25 protein-coding genes and 1 tRNA gene are annotated in these 23,443 nt (G+C 64.8%); 25 read left to right on the top strand and 1 reads right to left on the bottom strand.

Annotated elements, in window-relative coordinates; genetic code table 11:
- The first annotated feature begins 26 nt into the window (after positions 1-26).
- The 19 genes from motA to SPMU_RS07030 all read left to right on the top strand — a co-directional run bounded on the left by motA (position 27) and on the right by SPMU_RS07030 (position 17,163).
- A complete protein-coding gene (gene motA, locus SPMU_RS07125) occupies positions 27-911 on the top strand; it encodes a flagellar motor stator protein MotA (RefSeq protein WP_088333025.1) in 885 nt (294 codons plus the stop codon).
- A complete protein-coding gene (locus SPMU_RS07120; protein ID WP_088333024.1) occupies positions 886-1,215 on the top strand; it encodes an STAS domain-containing protein in 330 nt (109 codons plus the stop codon). Before motA ends, SPMU_RS07120 begins: the two co-directional genes overlap by 26 nt.
- Positions 1,212-1,577 (top strand): response regulator, encoded by a 366-nt coding sequence (locus tag SPMU_RS07115; RefSeq protein ID WP_088333023.1) that lies wholly within the window; start codon positions 1,212-1,214, stop codon positions 1,575-1,577. Before SPMU_RS07120 ends, SPMU_RS07115 begins: the two co-directional genes overlap by 4 nt.
- Positions 1,574-3,769, top strand: coding sequence for a chemotaxis protein CheA (locus tag SPMU_RS07110; protein ID WP_088333238.1), 2,196 nt, complete (start codon positions 1,574-1,576; stop codon positions 3,767-3,769). Before SPMU_RS07115 ends, SPMU_RS07110 begins: the two co-directional genes overlap by 4 nt.
- Entirely contained in the window at positions 3,766-4,260 is a 495-nt protein-coding gene (locus SPMU_RS07105; RefSeq protein ID WP_088333022.1) for a chemotaxis protein CheW, read from the top strand. Before SPMU_RS07110 ends, SPMU_RS07105 begins: the two co-directional genes overlap by 4 nt.
- Positions 4,257-5,150 (top strand): CheR family methyltransferase, encoded by an 894-nt coding sequence (locus SPMU_RS07100; protein WP_088333021.1) that lies wholly within the window; start codon positions 4,257-4,259, stop codon positions 5,148-5,150. Before SPMU_RS07105 ends, SPMU_RS07100 begins: the two co-directional genes overlap by 4 nt.
- Entirely contained in the window at positions 5,147-6,178 is a 1,032-nt protein-coding gene (locus SPMU_RS07095; RefSeq protein WP_088333020.1) for a protein-glutamate methylesterase/protein-glutamine glutaminase, read from the top strand. The genes SPMU_RS07100 and SPMU_RS07095 overlap by 4 nt, the downstream gene beginning before the upstream one ends.
- 16 nt (positions 6,179-6,194) lie before the next feature.
- Positions 6,195-6,584, top strand: a complete 390-nt coding sequence (locus SPMU_RS07090) for a response regulator (RefSeq protein ID WP_211275724.1) — start codon at positions 6,195-6,197, stop codon at positions 6,582-6,584.
- A gap of 8 nt (positions 6,585-6,592) precedes the next feature.
- Positions 6,593-7,105: a chemotaxis protein CheD gene (locus tag SPMU_RS07085; protein WP_088333019.1), complete on the top strand. Its 513-nt coding sequence runs from the start codon at positions 6,593-6,595 to the stop codon at positions 7,103-7,105.
- Positions 7,106-7,140: 35 nt separating this feature from the next.
- On the top strand, positions 7,141-7,434 hold the full coding sequence (locus SPMU_RS07080; protein WP_088333018.1) for a hypothetical protein: 294 nt from the start codon (positions 7,141-7,143) through the stop codon (positions 7,432-7,434).
- Positions 7,435-7,436: 2 nt separating this feature from the next.
- The gene (locus SPMU_RS07075) at positions 7,437-8,300 is read left to right on the top strand and encodes a flagellar motor protein MotB (protein ID WP_088333017.1); all 864 of its coding nucleotides are present in this window, start codon (positions 7,437-7,439) and stop codon (positions 8,298-8,300) included.
- 10 nt (positions 8,301-8,310) lie between these two features.
- Positions 8,311-8,754 (top strand): hypothetical protein, encoded by a 444-nt coding sequence (locus SPMU_RS07070; RefSeq protein ID WP_088333016.1) that lies wholly within the window; start codon positions 8,311-8,313, stop codon positions 8,752-8,754.
- Between the two features lie 469 nt (positions 8,755-9,223).
- Complete coding sequence (locus SPMU_RS07060) at positions 9,224-10,873, top strand: methyl-accepting chemotaxis protein (RefSeq protein WP_245832834.1); 1,650 nt, start codon at positions 9,224-9,226, stop codon at positions 10,871-10,873.
- 379 nt (positions 10,874-11,252) lie between these two features.
- Positions 11,253-14,105: a monovalent cation/H+ antiporter subunit A gene (locus SPMU_RS07055; RefSeq protein WP_088333013.1), complete on the top strand. Its 2,853-nt coding sequence runs from the start codon at positions 11,253-11,255 to the stop codon at positions 14,103-14,105.
- On the top strand, positions 14,102-14,464 hold the full coding sequence (locus SPMU_RS07050; protein WP_211275723.1) for a Na+/H+ antiporter subunit C: 363 nt from the start codon (positions 14,102-14,104) through the stop codon (positions 14,462-14,464). Before SPMU_RS07055 ends, SPMU_RS07050 begins: the two co-directional genes overlap by 4 nt.
- A complete protein-coding gene (locus tag SPMU_RS07045; protein WP_088333011.1) occupies positions 14,461-15,966 on the top strand; it encodes a monovalent cation/H+ antiporter subunit D in 1,506 nt (501 codons plus the stop codon). Before SPMU_RS07050 ends, SPMU_RS07045 begins: the two co-directional genes overlap by 4 nt.
- Positions 15,963-16,451 (top strand): Na+/H+ antiporter subunit E, encoded by a 489-nt coding sequence (locus SPMU_RS07040; RefSeq protein WP_088333010.1) that lies wholly within the window; start codon positions 15,963-15,965, stop codon positions 16,449-16,451. Before SPMU_RS07045 ends, SPMU_RS07040 begins: the two co-directional genes overlap by 4 nt.
- Entirely contained in the window at positions 16,448-16,717 is a 270-nt protein-coding gene (locus tag SPMU_RS07035) for a K+/H+ antiporter subunit F (protein ID WP_088333009.1), read from the top strand. Before SPMU_RS07040 ends, SPMU_RS07035 begins: the two co-directional genes overlap by 4 nt.
- 8 nt (positions 16,718-16,725) lie before the next feature.
- The gene (locus SPMU_RS07030; RefSeq protein ID WP_088333236.1) at positions 16,726-17,163 is read left to right on the top strand and encodes a Na+/H+ antiporter subunit G; all 438 of its coding nucleotides are present in this window, start codon (positions 16,726-16,728) and stop codon (positions 17,161-17,163) included.
- 62 nt (positions 17,164-17,225) lie between these two features.
- Here SPMU_RS07030 and SPMU_RS07025 read toward each other — a convergent pair whose 3' ends face one another.
- Positions 17,226-18,647: a sigma-54-dependent transcriptional regulator gene (locus SPMU_RS07025; protein ID WP_088333008.1), complete on the bottom strand. Its 1,422-nt coding sequence runs from the start codon at positions 18,645-18,647 to the stop codon at positions 17,226-17,228.
- A gap of 129 nt (positions 18,648-18,776) precedes the next feature.
- Here SPMU_RS07025 and SPMU_RS07020 point away from each other — a divergent pair, with 129 nt between their 5' ends.
- The 6 genes from SPMU_RS07020 to SPMU_RS06995 all read left to right on the top strand — a co-directional run bounded on the left by SPMU_RS07020 (position 18,777) and on the right by SPMU_RS06995 (position 23,325).
- The gene (locus SPMU_RS07020; protein ID WP_088333007.1) at positions 18,777-18,911 is read left to right on the top strand and encodes an aa3-type cytochrome c oxidase subunit IV; all 135 of its coding nucleotides are present in this window, start codon (positions 18,777-18,779) and stop codon (positions 18,909-18,911) included.
- Positions 18,912-18,914: 3 nt separating this feature from the next.
- The gene (locus SPMU_RS07015; protein ID WP_088333006.1) at positions 18,915-20,042 is read left to right on the top strand and encodes an NAD(P) transhydrogenase subunit alpha; all 1,128 of its coding nucleotides are present in this window, start codon (positions 18,915-18,917) and stop codon (positions 20,040-20,042) included.
- Positions 20,043-20,167: 125 nt separating this feature from the next.
- Positions 20,168-20,467 carry a proton-translocating transhydrogenase family protein gene (locus SPMU_RS07010; RefSeq protein ID WP_088333005.1) on the top strand — a complete coding sequence of 100 codons (300 nt, stop codon included), beginning with the start codon at positions 20,168-20,170 and terminating at the stop codon, positions 20,465-20,467.
- Between the two features lie 98 nt (positions 20,468-20,565).
- Complete coding sequence (locus SPMU_RS07005; RefSeq protein ID WP_088333004.1) at positions 20,566-22,074, top strand: NAD(P)(+) transhydrogenase (Re/Si-specific) subunit beta; 1,509 nt, start codon at positions 20,566-20,568, stop codon at positions 22,072-22,074.
- A gap of 125 nt (positions 22,075-22,199) precedes the next feature.
- Entirely contained in the window at positions 22,200-23,147 is a 948-nt protein-coding gene (locus SPMU_RS07000) for a winged helix DNA-binding protein (protein WP_088333003.1), read from the top strand.
- A 102-nt stretch (positions 23,148-23,249) separates the two neighbouring features.
- Positions 23,250-23,325: transfer RNA gene (locus SPMU_RS06995), tRNA-Val, on the top strand.
- Positions 23,326-23,443 lie beyond the last annotated feature (118 nt).

The raw sequence follows: 23,443 nt of genomic DNA, 5'->3' as shown, positions 1-23,443 counted from the left end.
CTTCTCTTCAATGTTCGGAATGCGCCATGCTGAACGGTGTCGGCTTTCTCATAATCCTCGGCTGCGTTTTCGGCAGCTTCATCATGGCTGGCGGCAAGATGGACATCGTCCTCCATGCGCTGCCGCATGAAATGATGGCGATCGGGGGCGCCTCCATCGGCGCGTTCATCGTCGCCAATTCGATGGCCACGGTAAAGAGCGCCGGCAAGGGCCTGGCGCGCGCCTTCAAGGGTGGGCGTTGGAAGGACAGCGACTACCGCGATCTGCTGACGCTGATGTTCGGTCTTCTCTCCACCTTCAAGAAAGGTGGCGCGACCGCCATCGAGCCGCATCTCGACAAGCCGGAGGAGAGCCCGATCTTCTCGCGTTATCCGCGGCTGTTGAAGGACCATCACCTGACGGAATTCATCGCGGATTACCTGCGCATGATGACGGTGAACTTCGAGGATCCGCATCAGATCGCGGAGGCGATGGATAATGACATGGAGAAGCATCACCACGAGGAGCTGATGCCGCAGCACGCCCTGCAGGCGATGGCGGACGGGCTTCCCGCGATCGGCATCGTTGCCGCGGTGCTCGGCGTCATCAAGACGATGGGTTCGATCGACCAGCCGACCGAAGTGCTTGGTGCCATGATCGGCGGCGCGCTGGTCGGAACGTTCCTCGGCGTTCTTCTCGCTTACTGCCTGGTCGGCCCTCTCGCCGCAAAGCTGCTGGAGATCGTCGATGCCGATGCCAAGCCGTTCCAGATCGTGAAAACGGCAATCGTTGCGCACGCCCAGGGTCAGCCGACTCAGGTCGCGATCGAGATCGCGCGCCGCATGACGCCGTCCAGCTACGCACCCACGTTCCAACAACTCGAGACTGCTCTCGACGAGGCGAAAAATGAACTCAATGCTGTCCCCGCTTGATGCCCCGCAGGACGCCGGCCCCATCCGGCTTCTCGCTCACAACAGCACGGTTGCCGCGGAGGATCTTCGGGTCCGCCTCGTCCTCGCCGCGGACTTCCAAGGACGCATCGAGGTGGATGCGTCCGAAGTGGAAAGCGTCGGCCAAGCCGTGCTCCAGCTGCTGATCGCCGCCCGTATCGATGCCGAACAGAACGGCATGCCGTTCGAGATCCTCAACCCAAGTCGCGCCTTTGTGGAGCGCGTCACCGCCTGCTGCCTGGCCGATGCAATCGGCCTCGCCACCGAAAAGGACGTCTTCCAGTGAGCAAATTGATCCTTACCGTCGACGATTCAGCCAGCATGCGGATGCTGCTGAAGACCTCGCTGACCGCGCAGGGCTTCCGCATCGAGAGCGCGAATGATGGCGAACATGGCCTGGAACGGATGCACGAGGTCACGCCCGATCTCCTCATCACTGACATCAACATGCCCAAGATGGACGGCTTCGAGCTGATCGAAGCGGTGCGCGCGCTGCCTCAGTTCCGTGGCACGCCGATCCTGGTGCTCTCCACCGAATTCTCCGACGAGAAGAAGGCGCGCGCCCGTTCTGCGGGCGCCACCGGCTGGATCACGAAGCCGTTCGAAGCGACCAAGCTGGGGGCGGCGATCCGCCGCGTGTGCCCGTGAGCGACGAACTCGACGAGATCCAGGCGATCTTCTTCGAAGAGTGCGCCGAAGGACTTGCCACGGCCGAGGCAGGTTTGTCGGCAATGGCCGCGGGCGACGTTTCAGCAAACGTGATCGCCGGCGTCTTTCGTGCCGTGCATTCGATCAAGGGCGGCTCGGGCGCGTTTGGCCACACGGCCCTGACCGCCTTTTCGCACCGATTCGAGAACGTGCTCGACGAAGTGCGCGCCGAGCGGATCCCCGCGACGCCCGGCGTCACGAAGGTGATGCTCGCGGCCTTTGACATCCTGTCGGACCATGTCGCATTCGCGCAGGGAACGGCGCCGCTGCCCGATGACGCGGCCGCGCTCCAGGCACTGGAGAACGTTCTCGCCAACAAGGGCGCGTCGGACGCGGCAACGCCGGCGGCGTCGCCCGCGGCTCCCCAGCCGCTGGCCGCGGCGCCGGACGAGGATGAGTTCGGTTTCACGCCGGTTCAGGCCGCCGTGGAGGAGTTCGATCCCTTCGGTTTCGAGCCCGTGGGCGTCGCCCTTGAGGATCTCGAAACATCCGCGCCGGCCGCGTGGACCGTTCGCTTCCGCCCGTCGCGCGAGGCGCTGGCGAATGCCAGCGAGCCCCTGCTCGTGCTCCGCGAGCTGGAGGAACTGGGCGGTACGATCGCGTCGGTGGACAGCAGCACGCTGCCGGGCCTGCGCGACCTGGACCCAGAAGACGGCTATCTCACCTGGGCGCTGTCGCTGCCGGGCACGGTGGAGGAATCCGCCATTTCCGAGGCTTTCGATTTCGTGGCACCGGATTCGCTGGTCGAGATCGTCCGGTCCGTCGAGAGCGTCGCAGCACCGGTCGTTGCCGAGCAGCAGCCGATCGTTGCCGATTCGATCGAAGAGGTAGCGCCTCGTTCCGCGGCGGTAGTGCCGATCACCGGATCGACCCTCGCGCCCGTCTCGGCCGCCCCGGCTACCACACCCGATCCACGCCCTACGGAGCGTGCAGTGGAGCAGCCGGCACAGACGATCCGGGTGGACCTCACCAAGCTGGATCTCTTGCTCAACCTCGTCGGAGAGCTGGTGATCCGCAACTCGATCCTCTCCGATCGGCTGAGTCCGAAGGATCAGGAGCGTGTCGAGCTGCCGGAGCTGGCGCGCCTGACGCGCGAGATCCAGGACAACGTGATGTCGCTGCGGGCGCAGCCGATCAAGCAGGCATTCAGCCGCGTGCCGCGTATGCTGCGCGACTTGTCGGCAGAGACCGGCAAGCAGTATCTGCTCGAAACCAGCGGCGAAGCGACCGAGGTGGACAAGGGCGTCATCGAGAAGATCGGCGACCCGCTCACCCACATGATCCGCAATGCCTGCGATCACGGCATCGAAAGCGCGGAAGAACGGTTGGCGAAGGGAAAGCCCGCCGTGGGCACCATTCGCCTGTCCGCCGAGCAGCGCGGCGCGCGCATTTTCGTGCGGGTGGCCGATGACGGTCGCGGCATCGATCGTCAGCGCGTGCTTGCCAAGGCGATCGACAAGGGGATCGTGTCGGCGGAAGCGACGCTTTCCAATGAGGAAATCGATCAGCTGATCTGCGCGCCCGGCTTCTCCACCGCCGAAACCATCTCGAATATTTCCGGCCGCGGCGTCGGCATGGATGTGGTGCGTTCCAACGTCGAGGCGCTGGGCGGACGGGTCGAAATCAGCTCGGTCCCGGGTGAGGGCACCACCTTCACCATGATCCTGCCGCTGACGCTCGCGATCCTGGACGGCATGATCGTGCGGCTCGCCGATCAGCGCTTCGTGCTGCCGCTCGCCAACGTCGTCGAGGCAGTGCGCCCAGAAAGTGGGCAGGTGCGTCGTATGTCGCCGACCACGGAAGTGATCGAGCTTCGCGGCAACTATCTGCCGGTGAGGCGCCTGACCGACACCTTTGGTTTCGGCTCCAAATACCGCCGTGATCCCGAGGAATCGCTGGTTATCATCGTTGAAAGCGAGAGCGCCGGGAATGTCGGTCTGATGGTCGATACGATCGATGACCGGCGCGAGGTGGTGATCAAGAGCCTTGATCAAAACCTGCACCCGATCCGCGGCCTCGGCGGTGCGACCATCCTCGGCGACGGTTCGATCGCCCTCATCCTCGACATCGAGGCTCTCGTCGCCTCGCCGACATCCACCTCGAAATTCGCAATGAAGGGACTTGCAGCATGAGCAGCATCGACAGCATCGGCGAGCGCAAGATCGTCACGTTCTCGCTCGGCAATCAGATGTTTGGCATCGAGATGAGCGCGCTTATCGAGATCCGGGAATGGGAAGAGCCGACACCGCTCCCGCGCGTGCCCAGCTACATCAAGGGCGTCACCAATCTTCGCGGCACCGTGATCCCGGTGGTCGGGCTGGCCGAGCGACTGGGGTGGGAGCCGAGTGCCATCCACGCGCGCTCGTGCATCCTCGTTGTGAGCATCGCCGGCAAGCAAGCAGGGTTCCTGGTGGACGAAGTCGCCGACATCGTTCTCATCAAGGACGGCGACATTCAGCCGTCCCCCGACGTCGACATCAGCGAGGAAGGCGTGATTTCTGGCCTCGTGCAGATCTCCGCGCGCACCACGGAGGGCGTGTCGGCGCACGAAAGCGCAGAGATGGTGTCGCTCCTCGACCTGAACGCGCTGAGCCTCACGCGCCAGCTGGACCTGGCCGCATGACATCGGCCAGCATCTCCCGATCACGGCCGCCAGCCACCGGTGAACCGGCCGGTGCGGCTGGTGCGGCCAGCCCGGTGCTCGGCGCTGCCGAGTTCAATGCGATCGCGGCAATCATGCAGAGCGATGCGCGCATTCACCTGTCGGAAGCAAAGACTACGTTGGTCCACTCCCGCCTGAGCCGGCGTTTGCGGGAGCACGGGCTGGCAGAATTCCGTGATTACGTTCGGCTCGTCCAGTCGGACGCGGAGGAGCGCGCTGCAATGGTGGTCGCGCTCACCACCAATCACACGCACTTCTTCCGCGAATCGCATCACTTCGACCATTTCCGGGCGACCGCGATGCCGTGGTTGCAGCAGCGGGCGCGCAGTGCGCCGGTCAGGATCTGGTCGGCAGGCTGCTCGAGCGGCGAAGAGGTGCACAGCATTGCGATGTGCCTTCTTGGCGAAAGCCGCCAGGTTCCAGGCTGGCTTCGTTCGGCGGACCTGAGGCTGCTGGCGACGGACATTGCGCCCCACGTGGTCGAGAGCACCAGTCGCGGCATCTATTCTGCCTCAACCGTGGAGCCCGTGCCGGCGTCCTATCGCGACGCCTGGATGCGCAAAATGGGCGCTGACTACCAGATGGCTGCCGAAGCGCGTGCGCTCGTCACCGCCAGGGTCCTGAACCTGTTCGATCCGTGGCCGATGCGCCAGAGCTACGACGTCATCTTCTGCCGCAACGTGATGATCTATTTCGATGATCGGGCAAAGGCGGAGCTTGAGGCGCGGTTCGTCGAACTGCTCGCACCCGGCGGCTACCTTTACATCGGTCACTCCGAACGGCTGATCGGCCCTGCGGCGGCGCGCATGCAAGCGTGCGGCCACACCATTTACCAGAAGGCAGCGACATGAGCGAACGTGTCCGCACATTGATCGTCGATGACAGCGCTTCGATGCGCGCCGCGCTCAACCGTATCCTATCGGCGGATCCGGCCATCGAGGTCGTTGGCCTCGCACCGGAGCCGCACGCGGCACGCGCGATGATCAAGGAATTGTCGCCCGACGTCATCACCCTGGACGTCGAGATGCCGGGAATGGACGGTCTGTCATTTCTCGAGAAGATCATGCGGCTGCGCCCGATGCCGGTCGTCATGTGCTCCACGCTGACCGCTCGCGGTGCAGAGGTGACGATCGAAGCGCTTCGGCTGGGGGCAGTGGACTGTGTCGCCAAGCCCTCGGGAAATCCGCTCGAGATCGTTCGCGATGCCGAACTGCTGTGCGCGACGGTGAAGGCTGCTGCCCGTTCCGCGGTCCGCCCGCTTGCGCGACAAGCGTCGGCGGCCCGGGATATTCGGCCCGCAGGCGCCGGCACGCGTGAGATGGTTATCGCAATTGGCGCGTCCACCGGGGGCGTCGAGGCCCTGTTCGCGCTGTTGGCGGCCTTGCCAGAGGATTGCCCGCCCGTCCTGGTGGTTCAGCATATGCCAGCGGCCTTCACCGGCAGCTTCGCCGCGCGTCTTGACCGGGAATGTCGGGCAAAGGTGGTCGAAGCGGTGGACGGTCAGCCGATTGGGCGTGGAACCGTCTATATTGCACCAGGAGGGGAGCAGCACATGGAACTGGCTGGTGGAATCGCCGGACGCATCAAACTGCGTCGGGGTGATCCGATCACCGGCCATCGGCCTTCGGTCGACATGCTGTTCCGCTCGGTTGCCCCGCTCGGCAAGGCAGCGGTCGGCGTCATCCTGACCGGGATGGGGACGGACGGCGCCGAAGGGATGCTCGCGATGCGAGAGGCCGGAGCACGCACGCTCGGCCAATCGCGCGAAAGCTGCGTGGTCTACGGGATGCCGCGCGCGGCTTTCGAGCTCGGCGCGGTGGAAAAGGAATTGAGTTTGTCAGCCATGCCCGAGGCTATCCTCGCGGCGTGCCGCAAGTAAGGATTGGGAGCGTCACATGCCCGCTGCGTCTGCAATCAAGGTGATGGTGGTCGATGACCAGACCAGCATGCGCGCGATGATCCGTCGGACCCTCCAGGATTTGGGGTTCAAGGATATTCGCGACAAGCCAACTGCTCCGGAAGCTCTGGAGTCGGTCAAGTCCGATCGCGTGCACTTGATCATTTCTGACTACAACATGCCCGAAATGGATGGTCTGCAATTTCTGGAGGCGGTTCGCAAGGACGGCGTGATCGGCAAGACCGTGTTCATCATGCTGACTGGGTCTTCCGACCGTGAGCTCGTGCAGAAAGCTGCCGCGCTTGGGGTGAACAACTATCTCGTGAAGCCCTTTGCGCCTGCTGCGCTTAAGGAAAAGATCGAGCGCGTCTTCGGCGCGCTGGCCTGATCCGCGATATGCACCGCATTTCCATCATTCAGGGCGAACATGCCGTTGTCGGTGAACCTGGGACGGTGATCACCACGCTTCTGGGCTCGTGCATTGCCGTGTGCCTGCAAGACAGCGTCACGCGGATCGGCGGGATGAACCATTTCCTGCTGGGCGAACCCGGCAAGGATCAGCGGGTGAACGCGCACGAACTGCAGCGTTACGGGCTTCACGCCATGGAATTGTTGATCAATGCCATGATGAAGCGTGGGGCCACCCGCAACGGCTTCCGCGCGCATCTTTACGGCGGCGCCAACATCGTTGCCGGGCTCGGTTCCATCGGCAGCAGCAATGCCGCGTTTGCCCGCCGTTTCTTGGAAACGGAAGGAATCGCGATCGGCCATGTCGATGTTGGCGGCACCCGAGCCCGCAAGGTGGAATTCCTGCCCTACGAGGGCAAGGCGCGCTCCACCGCCGTGGCGGACGCGCCGCCGATCGCCGTGCCGGTTACGCCGCGCGGGGGCGAGCTAGAATTGTTCTGATCCCTCTTCCACGAATTACCGGACGCGTACACGCCATGTCTCAGACCGATCACCTCGCTTCGTATCTTCACGCCGCTGTGGCCGAGGAGTTGCGGCACGTGCGCGAACTCCTGGAGCAGCTATCGATGCTGCTGGTCGAGGACGAGCATTTTACGACCAACCACTTGGAAGGATTGCAGATGTTCGATCTGCTGATCCAGTGCACCGATGAAAGCGCAGCGGTGCTCGACCGGATGGCAGCGGGTGCCAAATCGCACGACGCCATCGCGCCAGTGCGACTGACGGTGGTTCAGGACCGCCTGCGCGCCGCGCTCGCCAAGGCAGCGTAGCCGTGGCCACGCGCCCGAACGAACAGCCCACGATCGTCATCCGCAAGATCAAGAAGATCTCCGGCGGGCATCATGGCGGCGCGTGGAAGGTCGCTTACGCCGATTTCGTCACGGCGATGATGGCCTTTTTCATGCTGCTCTGGCTGATCAGCAATCCGGACAAGCAGCAGTTGAAGGGGCTGGCAGACTATTTCACCCCGGCGGCCCCCAATGCCGCGGCGTCCTCCGCCATCGGCGATGCGCCCGGCGACAATCCGGGCGCTGGCGGGCGAACGGTGCGCAGTCGGACCGACAGTTCGGCGCCCTCCGGTCAACCCTCTGCCGAGACAGCGACCGCTGGCGTCGCCCGCGGCGGTACGGCCAACGTGCCGGACGCGTCGATGCGCGTGTTGGCGCAGGAACTGAAGATGGCGATCGACAGTCTGCCGCAAGGCGAGGATGCCAAGCAGAACACGAAGGTGGAACCGTCGCGTGATGGTGTGCGCATCAACCTGATGGACAGCGCCAAACGCTCCATGTTCCGTGGCAGCACGGCCGATCTGAACGACTTCGCACGTTTGATGCTTCGCGAAATTTCGGGGAAACTCGCAAAGTCAGGGGCGATGATCGCGATCGAGGGTCATACGGACAGCCTAGGGGGCTCTTCCGACGGCAATTGGCGCCTGTCGGGCGAGCGCGCCTTGTCTGCCCGAAACGCCATGGCCGCGGCCGGCATTACCACGGACCGGTTCTCCGAGATCGTCGCAAAGGCCGGGACCGAACCGGTCTATCCCGACCAGCCGGAACGCCCGGAGAACCGCCGGATCACCATCGTCGTGCTGGGTGCGGCGCCGTCGCTCCCCACCGACGCCAGCTTCAAGTTCTGAGGAACAGGCCATGAAAAAGTTCCTGCTGCCCTTGGGCGTGTTACTCGCCGGCACCGGCGTCGGCGGCGGCGCCGCTTACGGTACGCGCATGTTGGTGGGTGCCTCCGCTACCGCCAAGGAGACTCCAGCTGCCGAAGCGAAGGATCTGGCGTTCGTGCCCGCCACCAATGTCATGGCGCCGCTGGTCACCGGCGATGGCCGATTGGCGGGCTACGTTCAGTTCGAAGTGCAGCTCGAAGTAGCCGCCGACAAAGTGGATTTCGTCACCGCCCGGCTGCCGCTCCTGCTCCATGCCATAAACATGCGGACCTACAAGACGCCGATGGCGGCGGGGCCGGACGGCATGCTGCCGGATCTGAGCACGTTTCGCGCAATCGTGATGGCCGCGGCACCCGAAGCGTTTGGGCAGCACGTGGTGAAGGCGACGGCGATTACCCAGGCCGTGCCCGCCTGAGCCAGTTCAGAAATATCGAAGCAACATCGGCATCGGGGTAAGAAAATCGGTGTGCATCCGTCCGGCGAGAAATAATCTTTCCGCGCCAAACTAGCAGGCAGAATATTGTCCTATGTGAACTGGAACGACAATCGGAACCGATGCTTGCTTTGACGATAGACTGGTTCAACCATCGACGATGGACGGCATCTGTACCTCGGCAAGCAGCGATACTTTTGATTGCTTTGCTGCTGCCGGGCATGCCGCCGGCTGAAGGGCCGATGCTTATACTGCCGGTGCGCCCGGCGTCGGCGAACGCGACCGCGGCATGGGCAACGGCTGCCGGCGCCAGTCTTCGGGGGGCGGGGCCCTACGAAGGATCATTTTTCGTCAACGGCGCACGGGCGCGGCTTGTGGGGCCGGCAGCGCGGGCAGGGGCGCTCGTGATCGCCGCTCGCGGCGGCGGCTGTAGCCAGGAAGGGAAGACGTTTTGGAACAGGTGACACTCGCGACCATTCGGGCAACCGGGATGCGGGCATTGTGCATGCTCACGGCTGCCGTTGCGCTTCCGGTGATCGCCGGCGCGATGTTTGCGGGACAATCGATGGACTGGGCAGCTGTTGTGCTCACCGTTTTGCTGCTGGTCGAGCCTGTCCGGATCTTCCTCACCCGCCGGATCGATCAGGCCGCCCGGATCACGATGGCGCTAACGGTCTCGGCAATGCCGGCGATGCTGCTGTACGTCTTCAGTGGCTATTCCTGGCAGAGCGATCTGCACATGCTGTTCTTCGCCGTCTTGGCGGTGACCACCGTGATCGCAGACTGGCGCGCCATCCTGGCCGGCACGGTGGTGATTGCGCTTCATCACCTCGTCCTCGGACTGGCGCTGCCTTCATGGGTGTTTGACGACGGTGGCTCGCTCGGCCGCATTGCCCTCCATGCGCTGATCCTCGTCATCGAGTCCGCCGCGCTGATCTGGTTGTCGAATGCGCTGGTGAAGCTTCTGGACGGGATTGCGGCGGCGCAGGCTACCCGCGAAGCGATGGAGCAGGCCGCCTCGGCGGAGCGCACCGCGCGCGCGGAAACGCTGGAGACGGTGATCGCCACCATCGGCCGCGGGCTTGGCGCATGGCGGCAGGGCGATCTCGCCACCCCTGCGGGCCAGTCCTTCCCGCCGGAATTTGGCTCGTTGCGCGAGGATTTCGAAGCGACCCGGCACGGCCTGGCCGATGTGATTGCCAAGGTTCAGGAAGTGATTGCCTCCATCCGCACGGGCTCGGTCGAGATCGCGCAGGCGTCGGAGGATCTGGCACGCCGCACGGAAGGCAATGCCGCGAGCCTGGAAGAGACCTCGGCAGCGATCTCGCAGATGGACGAGCGGCTGCGCACGTCGGCTGCCGCTGCCGCGACCACGGTGGAGCGGGCCGATGGCGCGATCACCACAGTATCGGGCGGACGCTCGGTTGCCGATCAGGGGGTGCAGGCGATGGGCCGCGTTTCCGAAAGCGCCAAGGGCATCGACAGCGTGATTGAAGGGCTGGATAAGATCGCGTTCCAGACCCGCGTTCTCGCGATGAACGCCGCCGTCGAGGCCGGCCGTGCCGGAGATGCAGGCCGCGGCTTCGCCGTGGTCGCCGATCTCGTCTCCGCGCTCGCCATGCGCGCCGAGGAAGAGGCCAAGCGCGCTCGCGATCAGCTCACCGTCACGCAGACCGATATCGTCTGTGCGGTGGAGATGGTGCAGAAGGTGGACGGCGCGCTCGCCGACATCTCGGGCGACGTTGGCCAGGTGCACGAGCTGCTCGCCACCATGGCGGCCGACAACCAGGCGCAATCCTCCGCGATCACCCAGATCTCGGCGGCGGTCGGCACCATGGATCAGTCCACCCAGCAGAACGCCGCCATGGTGGAGGAAACCTCCGCTGCCGCCCGCAATCTCACCAGCGAGGTTCAGGCGCTCAGCGAACAGGCCGCCCGCTTCAAGGTTGACAATGGCACCAGCCGTTCGATCCACACCCAGGTCGAAGCGATGAAACCCAAGCCGAACAACGGCGGCTATGTCTCGCCCGTCAAACCACTGGCACCTGCCGCCATCTCCGCCCTCACCCGGCCGAAAGCAGACGATTGGAATGCATTCTGAGCGCCTGATCCTGGGCAGGAACGCTCCAGCACGCGCCTGCGCTTCCTTCCATCGTCCGGTCCGTTAGCGTGGAAAGGGTGGGGCAATTCCTTCTTCCACAGCCCTAGGCTCCCGCGCTCTAGCGCCGCGGCCGCCGCCGTAATGAGGCGCGTATCTGCCTTCGTCGAGCTTCCGCTTGCAGAGCGGCGCTCGGGAGGCAATAAACGGCCTGGGTGCTCGGTCCTGCGTTTGGGCGAGCAGGTCGTGCGTTGGTCGGGCCGCCAGCGCCGGAGAGCCGTGCCCAGATGACGCCCGCTGCTTTGTTTCATTCGTTCGCTGGCGCGGCGCCGCTTCCCCTGCGTGATGCCGATCTCGTGCTGCTTCGCTTTGGGGACCCGGCTTGCACCTGATCCTTTTGGCTTTGCTGCCATTTCTGGGTTCCGCCTGGCTGGCGTTGCTGCCGCGGGCGAGCCGGGGCGTTCACGCCGGCATTGCGGTGGCGCATGTCGTAGCGGCGCTGGGATTGCTGTTGTTCGTCGCGCCTGGCGTGCTGAACGGCATCGCTGACCAGGTCCGCTACGCGTGGGTGCCGGCGCTTGATCTGAGCGTCACCTTGCGTCTCGACGCGCTCGGGCTGCTGTTCGCGGGCCTGATCCTCGGCATTGGGCTGCTCATCGTCGTCTATGCGCGTTTCTACCTGCCGGCCGGCGAGCCGATGGGCCGCTTCCTTTCGCTGCTCCTGTTGTTCCAGGGTGCGATGCTCGGCATCGCACTGTCCGGCAACATTCTGCTGCTGCTGATCTTCTGGGAGTTGACCAGCCTTTCGTCGTTCCTGCTGATCGGCTTCCGCAGTGACAAGGCGGAAGGGCGGCAGGGCGCCCGGATGGCTCTGGCGGTGACCGGCGGCGGCGGTCTGGCGCTGATTGGCGGGCTTTTGCTGCTCGGCCATGTCGCCGGCTCCTACGAACTGACCGATGTCCTCGCGCAGGGGGATGTCGTTCGCGCGTCGCCGCTTTACCCCGCGGCGCTCGTGCTGATCCTGCTGGGCTGCTTCACCAAATCAGCACAATTCCCGTTCCACTTCTGGCTTCCGCACGCGATGGCGGCGCCGACACCGGTCAGTGCCTATCTGCATTCGGCGACGATGGTGAAGGCGGGCGTGTTCCTTCTGGCGCGGCTGTGGCCGGTGCTGGCCGGCACCGATCTGTGGTTCTATCTGGTCGCGACCACCGGGCTCATCACCATGGTGGTGGGCGCCGCGATTGCGCTGTTTCGGCACGATCTTAAGGCCATTCTCGCTTATTCCACCGTCAGCCAACTCGGCCTGATGACCATGTTGTTCGGCTTCGGCACGCCGGCCGCGGCGTTGGCGGGCATCTTTCACCTGCTCAACCATTCGCTCTTCAAGGCCGCGCTGTTCATGAACGCCGGGATCGTGGATCACGAGGCTGGCACGCGCGACATCCGTCTCCTGGGTGGTCTCGCCAAGTTGATGCCGATCACGGCGGCACTCGGGATGATCGCCGCTGCTTCCATGGCGGGTCTGCCGCCGCTTGGCGGTTTCCTGTCCAAGGAGATGATGCTGGAGGAGGCGGTGCATACCGCCTGGCTTGGGGCGCCGTGGGTCGTGCCGCTTGTGGCGCTGGTCGGCGCCGCATTGTCGGTGGCCTATTCGCTCCGGTTCATCGTCCAGCTGTATCTGGGGCCGCAGCGGGATGCGTATCCGGCCTCGCCGCATGATCCGCCTGCCGGGCTTTGGGCGCCATCGGCCTTGTTGGTTGCGCTGACCATCGCTGTCGGCCTGTTCCCGGCATTGCTGACGGGGTGGCTGATCACGCCCGCGGCGGCGGACATCACGGGCGGGACGGCGCCAGAATTCCACCCGGCGCTTTGGCATGGGATCACGCCCGCGTTGATGCTGAGCGTCATTGCGGTGGCCGCCGGCGGCCTGATGCTGTGGCGCCATGGTCCTCTTCTGCGCGGATGGGAGCTTTTGCGGCTGCCCGATGCGAAGCGCCTGTTTGAGGCCGCGCTGGAGCGTCTAGTGCAATGGGCGCGCCGCATGAGCGATGCCGTGCACAACGGCTCCCTTCAGCGGCAGTTGGCGCTGATGTTCCTGCTGGCGGTGGTGATCGGCGTTGAGGCGATCTGGTACGGTGGATATGCACCGGGCACGCGGCCGTTGCTGCCGGCGCCTCCGGTTGCGATCGTCGCCTGGACGCTGCTGCTGGCTGCCACCGCAGCAGTCGCCCTTGTGCCGCGGCAGCGCTTCGTGACCCTTATCTACATCAGCGTCATCGGTCTCGTCGTCTCGCTCGCCTTTATTTACCTGTCGGCGCCCGATCTCGCGCTGACGCAGATCTCGGTAGAAACCGTCACGATCCTGCTGCTGTTGCTCGCGCTTAATCTGTTGCCCAAGCAACCCGTGCAGCTATCGAGCAACCAGGAGCGCGCGCGCAACCTGTTGCTGGGGCTGGCGGGCGGCACCGCGAGCGGCCTCGCCGCCTGGGCGGTGATGACACGCGCGCCGAACGATCCGATTTCGTCTTACCATTGGGCCAACAGTTATTCCGGCGGGGGTGGCACCAATGTCGTGAACGTGACGCTGGTGGATTTCCGCGCCTTTGACACGTTCGGCGAGATCACGGTGCTCGGCATCGCGGCGCTCACCATCTTCGCCTTGCTTCAGCCGGCGGCACGCGGCGTATCGGGGCAGCGACTGCGCGAATGGATCGCAGATCTGCCACGCTCTCCGGAGCGCCACCCGATGATGTTCGCCGTCGCCGCGCGGCTCCTGCTGCCACTCGCGATGATGGTCGGGCTCTACATTTTCCTGCGCGGCCACAATTCGCCCGGAGGCGGCTTCATTGCCGGGCTGATCGTGTCGATCGCCTTGTTGATGCAGTACATGGCCTCGGGTTTCGAATGGGCGGACCAGCGCCGGCAGATCGATGAGCATGCGCTGATCGGCTTCGGGGTGATCATCGCCGCGCTGACCGGGGTCGGCTCGCTGCTATTCGACGCGCCGCTGTTCACCAGCGCCTTTGGCTATTTCACCTTGCCGATTGTTGGCAAATTCGAGCTGGCAACAGCGATGTTGTTCGACATCGGCGTCGCCCTCGCAGTGATCGGCGCGGTGATGCTGGCGCTCGCCGAGCTCAGCCATATCGCACAGCGCGCGCAAAAGGAGCCGGCAGAGGACGATGGCCCGATGGACGTCGATCCCGCCAAGCTACGGGGGCTGCAGCGATGAGCATGGAGTTCCTTGTGGCAACCGCGATCGGCGCCCTGACCGCCGGCGGCATCTATCTGTGCCTGCGCGCGCGCACCTTTCCGGTGGTGCTTGGCCTCGCCATGCTGTCCTACGCGATCAACCTTTTCCTGTTCGCGATGGGGCGGCTCGTGGTCGGTCGTCCGGCGATCTACGAAAAGGGCGCCACGGGCTACACCGATCCGTTGCCCCAGGCGCTGGTGCTCACCGCGATCGTGATTTCGTTTGGCATGACGGCGCTGGCGCTCGTGCTGGCGTTGCGCACCTTTCTGGAGACCGGGACCGATCAGGTGGACGGCAGGCCGGACCCCGATTTGCTTGATCGGGAAAACCGCACATGAGCGCGCTGATCGCTGCGCCGGTGCTGCTGCCGGCCTTCGCGGCCACCATTTCCCTGCTGTTTCGTCGCCGTCGCCGCTGGATCGGCGCCGGCGTGTCGATCGGCGCGACGGCGCTGTTGCTGGGCATCACTGTCCTGCTGATGATCGAAGCGTCAGAGGGAGGAGTGGCGGCCTACGCGCTCGGTGCCTGGCCGGCGCCGTTCGGCATCGTGCTGGTGCTCGATCGTCTGGCGGCGATGATGCTGGTGCTGACCAGCGCGCTGGCGTTGGCCGTCAGCGTGCACGCGACGCTGACCAGCCTGGATCGGCGCGGGTGGCATTTCCATCCATTGTTTCAGTTCCAGTTGCTTGGGCTGAATGGCGCGTTCCTGACGGGTGATCTGTTCAACCTGTTCGTCTTCTTCGAGGTGCTGCTGATCGCCTCCTATGGCTTGCTGCTGCACGGGCAGGGCGCTCGGCGGCTGACCGCGGGTGTGCAATATGTGATCGTCAATCTGGTCGGCTCGACGCTGTTCCTGATCGCATTAGGCCTGCTCTATGGCGTCACCGGCACGCTCAACATGGCCGATATGGCCGTTCGGGCGGCCTCGCTTCCGGCCGGCGATCATGGCCTGTTCCGGGCCGGCGGCATGCTGCTCACCGCCGTTTTCGCGCTGAAAGCTGCGTTGCTGCCGCTCCATCTCTGGTTGCCGCGTGCGTATGCCGGAGCCGCCCCAGCTGTCGCGGCGCTGTTCGCCATCATGACCAAGGTGGGCGCTTATGCGATCATCCGCACCGGCCCGCTGATCTTCGCGGGCGCTGCCGGGCGTTACATGGTGCCCGCCGCGCTGGGCACGATGATCCTGGGCTTCGTCGGCTTCCTTGCGGCGCGCCATCTGCGCTCCACCGCCGCCTTCGGCCTGATCGGCTCGACCGCGATCCTGCTGACGGCCGTCGCGCTGTTCGAGCAATCCGCGATGGCAGGGGCGCTATATTATCTGCCGCACACTACCATCGCTGCCGCGCTGTTGTTCCTCATCACCGATCTTGTGATCCGTTGGCGCGGGATGGAGGGCGATGCGATCGTCGCCACGCCCGGCTATCCCGGCCGACAACTGCTGGCTGGGTTGTTTCTCGCCGGCGGCGTGGCGCTGGCGGGCCTGCCGCCGCTTTCGGGCTTCATTGGCAAGCTGTTGATCCTCCAGGCGTCGCTCTCGTCTTCGTGGTGGCGGGCGATCTGGGCGGTGATCCTGGGCACCAGCCTGGTGGCGGTGATCGCGCTCGCGCGCGCCGGCAGCACCTTGTTCTGGAAAAGCGACGTGACCCCGCCACCGCCCGCCCGGCGAAGCGCGCCCAACCTTGCGGAAGCCGCGCCGGCGGGCTTTCTACTCGCCATGTTGGTGCTGCTCACCGCCGGCGCCGGGCCGGTCACCGCCTATATGGAGGCGGCCAGCCGGCAGATATTCGACGTGGCCGGCTATGTGCGCGCGGTTCTCCCGCCGCCAGCAGGGGCGGGCGCATGAGGCGTATCCTTCCGCACCCCGGGCTCACCGCCATGCTCCTCCTCATCTGGCTGTTGATGCTGAATTCGTTCAGCATGGGGGGCCTGGTGCTCGGCGGCATCTTTGCCGTTCTTGTGCCCATCTACACGGCCGCTTTCTGGCCCGACCGGCCCGGCATGCGGTGGCGGCTGCCGTTGTTGCTCTTTCTCCTGCTGGTCGTGCGGGACATCATCGTCGCCAACTTCCACGTGGCCCGGCTGATCCTCTTCCGCCGCAACCGGGATCTCAGACCGTCCTGGCTCGCCATCCCGCTCGATCTGCACTCGGCCGAGGCGATCACGCTGCTGGCCGGCACGATCAGCCTAACGCCGGGCACCGTGTCGGCAGATATATCCACCGACGGTCGCCACTTGCTGGTCCACGCGCTAGACGTTGCCGATCCCGCTGCCGAGATCGCCCACATTAAGGCCCGCTACGAACGCCGCCTGATGGAGATCTTTCGATGATCGCCTATGCGCTGATCGGCGCCATGGCGTGCGTCTCGGCGGCGATGCTGCTCAACCTGTTCCGGCTGTTTCGCGGCCCGACCGCTGCCGACCGCATCCTCGCGCTCGATACAATGGTGATCAACGCGATTGCCTTCATCATCCTGTTCGGCATTCACGAGACCACCACGACCTATTTCGAGGCGGCGCTTCTGCTTGCGATGGTCGGCTTCGTCGGAACGGCGGCTTATTCCAAGTTCCTGTTGCGCGGGGACGTGGTGGAATGAGCGGCGGCATGATCATCGCCGATGTCGTGATCTCGGGCCTTCTCCTGCTTGGCGGCGCGTTCGCGTTGATCGGAAGCTGGGGGCTGGCCAAGCTGCCTTCCCTGATGAGCCGGCTGCATGGCCCGACCAAGGCGACCACCCTGGGGGTCGGCAGCTGCCTGATCGCCTCCATGGTCTATTTCCCGGCATATGGACATGCGTGGACGGCGCACGAGCTGCTGATCACGCTTTTCCTGTTCATCACGGCGCCGATCTCGGCAAACCTGATCGCCAAGGCGTATCTCCATGGCTGCCGCACGGAGCCGGACGAGAACGCGCCGGCCGCCGAGGGCATGCCGGTCGCCCCGCCGCATGATGCCGACTGGGCGACGTTCGGCCGTGACGAGGAACTGGAGGAAATGATCCTGGGTGAGACGGGAGACGCGAGCCCGGAACGGCGCTCCTGACGCGGTAAGGGGCAGACCCCTGTCTGGCTCCCCTGCGTCTACGACTACCGCAGGCGGCGGCCTTACGCCGCGCTGTCGATCCCCAATTCGCTCAGCTTGCGATAAAGCGTTGACCGCCCGATGCCCAAGCGCCGAGCGACTTCCGTCATCCGCCCGCGGTAATGGCCGATCGCCAGGCGGATCACGTCGGCCTCGATCTCGTGCAATGCCCGCAGGTTCCCGTCCGCGTGGAACAGCGTCACGCCGCCGGAGGTGGACATATGCTGCGGCTGCGGCGCGCGCACCCGACGCGCGTTGAGCGTCGCGATCTGCGGAAAATCCGCGCGGGTGAGCGCGTCGCCCTCGCAAAGCACTGCCGCGCGGAACAGCGCGTTCTGCATCTGGCGAACGTTGCCGGGCCAGTCGTAATCGACCAGCATGGCCACCGCATCATCGGTGATGCCGAGCTGTCGCAATCCCGGTTGAAGCGCGATCCGCGCAAGCAGGTGCCGCGCCAGGGCCGGGATATCCTGCGCGCGATCGCGCAGGGGCGGGATCGTCACCGGCACGACATTCAGCCGGAAGAAAAGGTCTTCGCGAAACCGGCCGGCTTCGACTTCTTCGGAAAGCCGCTTGTTGGTGGCCGCGATCACCCGAACGTCCACTTCACGTGCATGGCGCCCACCCTGCGGGTGGATAAGCCCGGTTTGCAGCGCGGCGTGAAGCCGGTCCTGCGTCTCGAGCGGCAGTTCGGCGACTTCGTCGATAAAGAGCGTGCCGCCATCCGCCTCGACGAACTTGCCCACCTTGCGATCAAACGCGCCGGGGAATGCGCCCGGCTCATGCCCGAACAATTCGCTGTCGATCAGATTGGCCGGCAGCGTGCCGCAATTCACCGTCAGCATCGGCTTCTTGGCGCGCGGGCTGGCGGCATGGATCGCTTCCGCCACCACTTCCTTGCCGACCCCGCTCTCGCCCTCGATCAGCACCGCGACTCGCGCGCGCGCCGCCTTGGCCGCGATGGCGAGCGCCGCACGGAATTGCGGTTCCGATCCGACGATCTCGTCGAAGCCAAGCATCGCGGGGATCTTCTCGGTCAGCGGGCGCAGCTCGCCGGCCGCGGTGCCCTCGACCGCCGCGTCCAGCGCCTGCAGCAAGCGTTCGGGGGCGAGCGGCTTTACCAGGAAATCCGTCGCGCCCGCGCGCATCGCACTCACCGCATGGGAAACCGAGCCGTTGGCGGTGACCACCAGCACGGGAAGCGCCGGGCGCCGGGTGCGCAGCTCCGCGATCAGCGCAGAGGCATCGGCATCCTCGCCCCATTGGTCGAGCAGGATCGCGTCGAGCCGCATCCCATCCTGCGTGCCGAGCGTGGCAATTGCGGTTTCCCCATCGCCGGCGAAGATCGTGCGCCATCCGCCACGCGCGGCAAGCGCCGCGACGAGGCGCCGCTGCGCAGGCTCATCGTCGATCAGCATCAGCAAGCGCTGGCCGTTGCGAGTCATCTCTGGTTTTGTCCCATCGCGTGTCCTGCTTTAGGCCGTGCAAGTAAAAGCAGGCTTAAGCAGGCTTGAGGGGTGGCCGTCGAGCGGACTAAGACGCTACACAAAGCTTTTTTGGAAGAGAGGATCGCTATGGCTGACCATGGTACGACCGGTGGGGACATCAAGACGCATGCGGCAACCTATGACCGCGTGATGGGCATGATGAAGTGGGGCACGCTGTTGTGCATCCTGCTGGCCGCGCTCGTCATCTATCTGATCGCCTGAGCCATGAAGATCGCTGTCCTTAGGGAGGGGGCGGACGGCGAGCAGCGAGTGGCGGCGACACCGGAAACGGTGAAGAAGTTCATTCAGCTGGGCGCAGATCTGGCCGTGGAATCAGGCGCTGGTGCAGGCGCGTCGATCGCTGACGAGGCGTATCGCGATGCGGGGGCAACCGTCGGCGATCGTGCCGGCACCATTGCCGGGGCAGACATCATCCTGGGCGTACAGGGGCCGGATCCGGCCTCGCTCGCCGGCGCAAAGCCGGGCGCGTGGGTGGCCGCAGGGCTCAATCCGTTCGGCGACCGGGCGCGCGTGGATGCTTATGCAGCCGCCGGGCTGGAGGCGCTGGCGATGGAGTTCATGCCGCGCATCACGCGCGCGCAGTCGATGGATATCCTGTCCTCGCAATCCAATCTGTCGGGCTACAAGGCGGTGCTGGATGCCGCCGCCGAATATGGCCGCGCCTTTCCGATGATGATGACGGCAGCGGGCACCGTGTCCGCGGCCAAGGTGTTCGTGATGGGCGTCGGCGTGGCCGGGCTCCAGGCGATCGCCACCGCGCGGCGCCTCGGAGCGCAGGTGTCGGCGACGGACGTCCGCTCCGCCACCAAGGAGCAGATCCAGTCGCTCGGCGCCAAGCCGATCTTCGTCGAAAACGTAGCCGGCATCGAGGGCGAAGGCTCCGGCGGCTACGCCACGGAGATGAGCGCGGAATATCAGAAGGCGCAGGCCGAGCTGGTCTCCGGGCACATCGCCAAGCAGGATATCGTGATCACCACGGCGCTGATTCCGGGGCGTGCCGCGCCGCGGCTCATCAGCGATGCGCAGATCGCCACCATGCGGCCGGGGAGCGTGATCGTCGATCTTGCGGTGGAGCAGGGCGGCAATGTCGAGGGTTCGGTCGCCGGTGAGATCGTCGTGAAACACGGCGTGAAGATCGTCGGGCACCGCAACGTGCCGTCGCGCCTCGCCGCGGATGCATCGGCGCTGTTCTCGCGCAACCTCTTCAATTTCCTGTCGGCTTTCTGGGACAAGGAACAGGGCCGGCCGGTGCTCGACGAGGAAATCGGCGACGCGGTTCGGCTGACCAGGGACGGCAAGGTCGTCAACCAGCGGCTGCTTGCTGCGGGCTGATGCTGTCCTACACGCCCGGCTTCGGTCACAACGATGATCGGCCGGGCGGCGAATGTTGAGGCGTTGGAGAAAAACGCGCGAGTGTCTCAACATTCTCAACATTCGCGGCAAATGAGGAGGGGAAGTTGAGCTTCATCGCGATCCTGTCGATCTTCGTGCTGGCGTGTTTCGTCGGCTATTTCGTGGTCTGGTCGGTGACACCGGCGCTTCACACGCCGCTGATGGCGGTGACCAATGCCATTTCCAGCGTCATCATCGTCGGCGCACTGATCGCCGCGGCGGCCAGCGGCTCGGCGAGCTCCAAGTGGCTGGGGCTGCTCGGCGTCGTGCTGGCCAGCATCAATATCTTCGGCGGCTTCGCCGTCACCCAGCGCATGCTGGCGATGTACAAGAAGAAAGAACGGCCGGCGGCGGTCAAGCACTGACCACCGGCGCCGGTTGGCGGCCGGGTTCGACTGCCGTGAAGTTGCGCCCGCACAGGGCAAACCGGCCCGCGCCGGACGACGAATAGGGGAAGAGGATAGTGGAACACGTCGCGGACAATCCCTGGGTGGCGCTCGCCTACCTGATATCGGGCGTGTGCTTCATTCTCGCCCTTCGAGGTCTCTCCAGCCCCGAAAGCAGCCGCCGCGGCAATCGCTACGGCATGATCGGCATGGCGATCGCCGTGATTACGACGCTTGCCACGCACGTGCCGACCATGCCCGTGCTCGCCGTCGGCGAGGTCGCCGGCTACGATTACGCTGCGCTGTTGCAGCGGGTGGACTCGCTTGCGGTGTTCGAGATCCTTGCCGCGCTCGCCATCGGTGCGGTGATCGGCGTCGTCACGGCGCGCCGCATCGCCATGACGGCGATGCCGCAGCTCGTGGCCGCGTTCCACAGCCTCGTCGGCATGGCCGCTGTGCTTGTGGCGATCGCCGCCTTCCTCAATCCGGTGGCGTTCGGCATCGCCGATATCGTCACGCCGCTGATCGGCCAGCCGTTCGCCGCAATCCATGGCGTCAGCCGGATCGAAATGATCCTTGGCGTGGCGATCGGTGCCATCACCTTCTCCGGCTCGGTAATCGCCTTCCTCAAACTGAATGGTAACATGGGCGGCGCGCCGATCATGCTGCCGATGCGTCACGCGATCAATCTGGGCGTCGCGCTGATGATCGTCTGGTTTTCCTTTTCCTTCTGGCTGACGCAATCACCGATCGACTTCTGGATCGTGGTGGGTCTGTCCTTTGCGATCGGTTTCCTCCTGATCATCCCGATCGGCGGCGCGGACATGCCGGTCGTCGTGTCGATGCTGAACAGCTATTCCGGCTGGGCGGCGGCGGCGATGGGCTTCACGCTCCACAATACGGCGATGATCATCACGGGCGCGCTCGTGGGCTCGTCCGGCGCGATCCTCAGCTACATCATGTGCCGCGCGATGAACCGCAGTTTCATCAGCGTGATTGCTGGTGGCTTCGGCGCCGAAGCCGGGCCGAGCGGCGAGGGCGCGGCAAAGATAGACCGCCCGTGGAAGCGCGGGTCGGCCGAGGATGCGGCCTTCCTGATGAGCCAGGCGGAACAGGTTATCATCGTGCCCGGCTACGGCATGGCAGTGGCGCAGGCGCAGCACGCCCTGCGGGAGATGGGCGACAAGCTGAAGGAGTATGGCGTTCGCGTAAAATACGCCATTCACCCGGTTGCCGGTCGCATGCCTGGGCATATGAACGTGCTGCTCGCCGAGGCCAACGTTCCGTACGACGAGGTTTTCGAGCTTGAGGACATCAATTCGGAGTTCTCGCAAACCGACGTCGCCTTCGTCATCGGTGCGAATGACGTGACGAACCCCGCCGCGAAGACGGACAAAACCTCGCCGATCTACGGCATGCCTGTGCTCGACGTGGAGAAGGCCAAGACCGTGCTTTTCATCAAACGCTCAATGGGCGGCGTCGGTTATGCCGGTGTGGATAACGAGGTGTTCTACCGCGACAACACCATGATGCTTTTGGCGGATGCCAAGAAGATGGTGGAAGAGATCGTGAAGTCCTTGGATTGATGCGCGTCGATCCGAATTGGATGTGAAAGACAATTTAGCATGTATACCGTGCCATTTCGGATGTTAGACAATCCATCGGCCGCTAACGGGAAACACTTGGGTTCGATCACGGATCGGAGTGACGCATGCATTTGATTGAAGAAGAATATCAAGCTCAGCTGAGCTCACGGTTCGATGCCGTGCTGATCAACGAGGGCGGAGAGGAAGAAATCGGCGGGGCTGGGGCGGCCGCTGCGGTTGCCCTTGCTGGCGGACGCATCGTCACCTCGGCTCCGTTCGGAGATGCCGTGCAGCGGATTGCCGGCATGGCGTCGCGCCCACTGCTCCTGGTCGACGCGCGCCTTGTGTCCGAAGACGAACTGGCACGGTCGCTGTCCCGGCTCGACGGGTTGGCAGCGGGTCGAGATCTGCCCATGGTTGTAGCCATCGCTTCGGAGCAGATCGACATCACCGCTGCCGGATTGATGATGTCGCGCCATCAGATCCTCTGCGATCCCGCCCCATCGGACTGGATCGGAGCCATCGCGGCCGCACAGGGCGTCTCGGACCTCACGCTGCATGATCGCATCAGCGAAAATGAAGCGGCGCGACTAGCAAAGCTGAATGCCGAAGTTGCGCGAATCGCGGACGTGCTCGCGCGACTGTCGAAACACGAAGAGGCGCCGCGTGCTGCACTGGTCGCGGAAGCTGGGCTGGACTTTTCGTCGGAGCCGGGCGGGGAGCATCCGATCACGGCGGCTGACATCCGGCAGATCGTCCGCGCTCGTCGTCTCCGGGATCGTTACGTCGGGCCGGGCCTGTTCGAAGATCCTGCGTGGGACATGATGCTGGACCTTTATGCCGCGCACCTGGAGCGGGCTCATGTTTCGGTATCCAGTCTGTGCATCGCCGCTGCCGTGGCGCCGACGACGGCGCTGCGCTGGATCGCCCGTTTGACGGAAGCCGGCTTGTTCGAGCGGCGGCCCGATCCTTTCGATCGCAGGCGCGCCTTCATGTCCCTGACGGACCGCGGGCTTGATGCGATGCGCCGCTATGCCTCGATGGCACGAGCGCTGGGTCTGCCGGTGGTCTGAAGAACCGTTGTGCCCTGGCGCGTCCGCGGACCAGCAGAGCGTTGCGCAGCACCGGTCTTGTGTAAGCCCCGCGAGGCGCTTAAGGGGCTTCCACCCGAAAGGGGGCGCTTAGCTCAGCTGGTAGAGCGGCTCGTTTACACCGAGTAGGTCGGCGGTTCGAACCCGTCAGCGCCCACCATGATTGCCGGCCCAACTTCGATCATCACCGTTGGGCGAGTGAGTATCATCCCGACGGATCATCGGCTCCTGTCCGGTTTCGCCGACGAATTGCCACGGTTGCGCCATCTGCTCGTGTA

The sequence above is a fragment of the Sphingomonas mucosissima genome, assembly GCF_002197665.1.
Lineage (GTDB): Bacteria > Pseudomonadota > Alphaproteobacteria > Sphingomonadales > Sphingomonadaceae > Sphingomonas > Sphingomonas mucosissima.
This window is presented reverse-complemented; position numbering and strand designations above follow the sequence as displayed.

Coding starts and splice junctions, on each gene's coding strand:
- SPMU_RS07025 (WP_088333008.1), bottom strand. CDS start 18,647: ATGACTCGCAACGGCCAGCGCTTGCTGATGCTGATCGACGATGAGCCT.
- SPMU_RS07085 (WP_088333019.1), top strand. CDS start 6,593: ATGCACCGCATTTCCATCATTCAGGGCGAACATGCCGTTGTCGGTGAA.
- SPMU_RS07090 (WP_211275724.1), top strand. CDS start 6,195: ATGCCCGCTGCGTCTGCAATCAAGGTGATGGTGGTCGATGACCAGACC.
- SPMU_RS07000 (WP_088333003.1), top strand. CDS start 22,200: ATGCATTTGATTGAAGAAGAATATCAAGCTCAGCTGAGCTCACGGTTC.
- motA (WP_088333025.1), top strand. CDS start 27: ATGCTGAACGGTGTCGGCTTTCTCATAATCCTCGGCTGCGTTTTCGGC.
- SPMU_RS07070 (WP_088333016.1), top strand. CDS start 8,311: ATGAAAAAGTTCCTGCTGCCCTTGGGCGTGTTACTCGCCGGCACCGGC.
- SPMU_RS07050 (WP_211275723.1), top strand. CDS start 14,102: ATGAGCATGGAGTTCCTTGTGGCAACCGCGATCGGCGCCCTGACCGCC.
- SPMU_RS07040 (WP_088333010.1), top strand. CDS start 15,963: ATGAGGCGTATCCTTCCGCACCCCGGGCTCACCGCCATGCTCCTCCTC.
- SPMU_RS07030 (WP_088333236.1), top strand. CDS start 16,726: ATGATCATCGCCGATGTCGTGATCTCGGGCCTTCTCCTGCTTGGCGGC.
- SPMU_RS07035 (WP_088333009.1), top strand. CDS start 16,448: ATGATCGCCTATGCGCTGATCGGCGCCATGGCGTGCGTCTCGGCGGCG.
- SPMU_RS07105 (WP_088333022.1), top strand. CDS start 3,766: ATGAGCAGCATCGACAGCATCGGCGAGCGCAAGATCGTCACGTTCTCG.
- SPMU_RS07120 (WP_088333024.1), top strand. CDS start 886: ATGAACTCAATGCTGTCCCCGCTTGATGCCCCGCAGGACGCCGGCCCC.
- SPMU_RS07015 (WP_088333006.1), top strand. CDS start 18,915: ATGAAGATCGCTGTCCTTAGGGAGGGGGCGGACGGCGAGCAGCGAGTG.
- SPMU_RS07095 (WP_088333020.1), top strand. CDS start 5,147: ATGAGCGAACGTGTCCGCACATTGATCGTCGATGACAGCGCTTCGATG.
- SPMU_RS07045 (WP_088333011.1), top strand. CDS start 14,461: ATGAGCGCGCTGATCGCTGCGCCGGTGCTGCTGCCGGCCTTCGCGGCC.
- SPMU_RS07080 (WP_088333018.1), top strand. CDS start 7,141: ATGTCTCAGACCGATCACCTCGCTTCGTATCTTCACGCCGCTGTGGCC.
- SPMU_RS07020 (WP_088333007.1), top strand. CDS start 18,777: ATGGCTGACCATGGTACGACCGGTGGGGACATCAAGACGCATGCGGCA.
- SPMU_RS07100 (WP_088333021.1), top strand. CDS start 4,257: ATGACATCGGCCAGCATCTCCCGATCACGGCCGCCAGCCACCGGTGAA.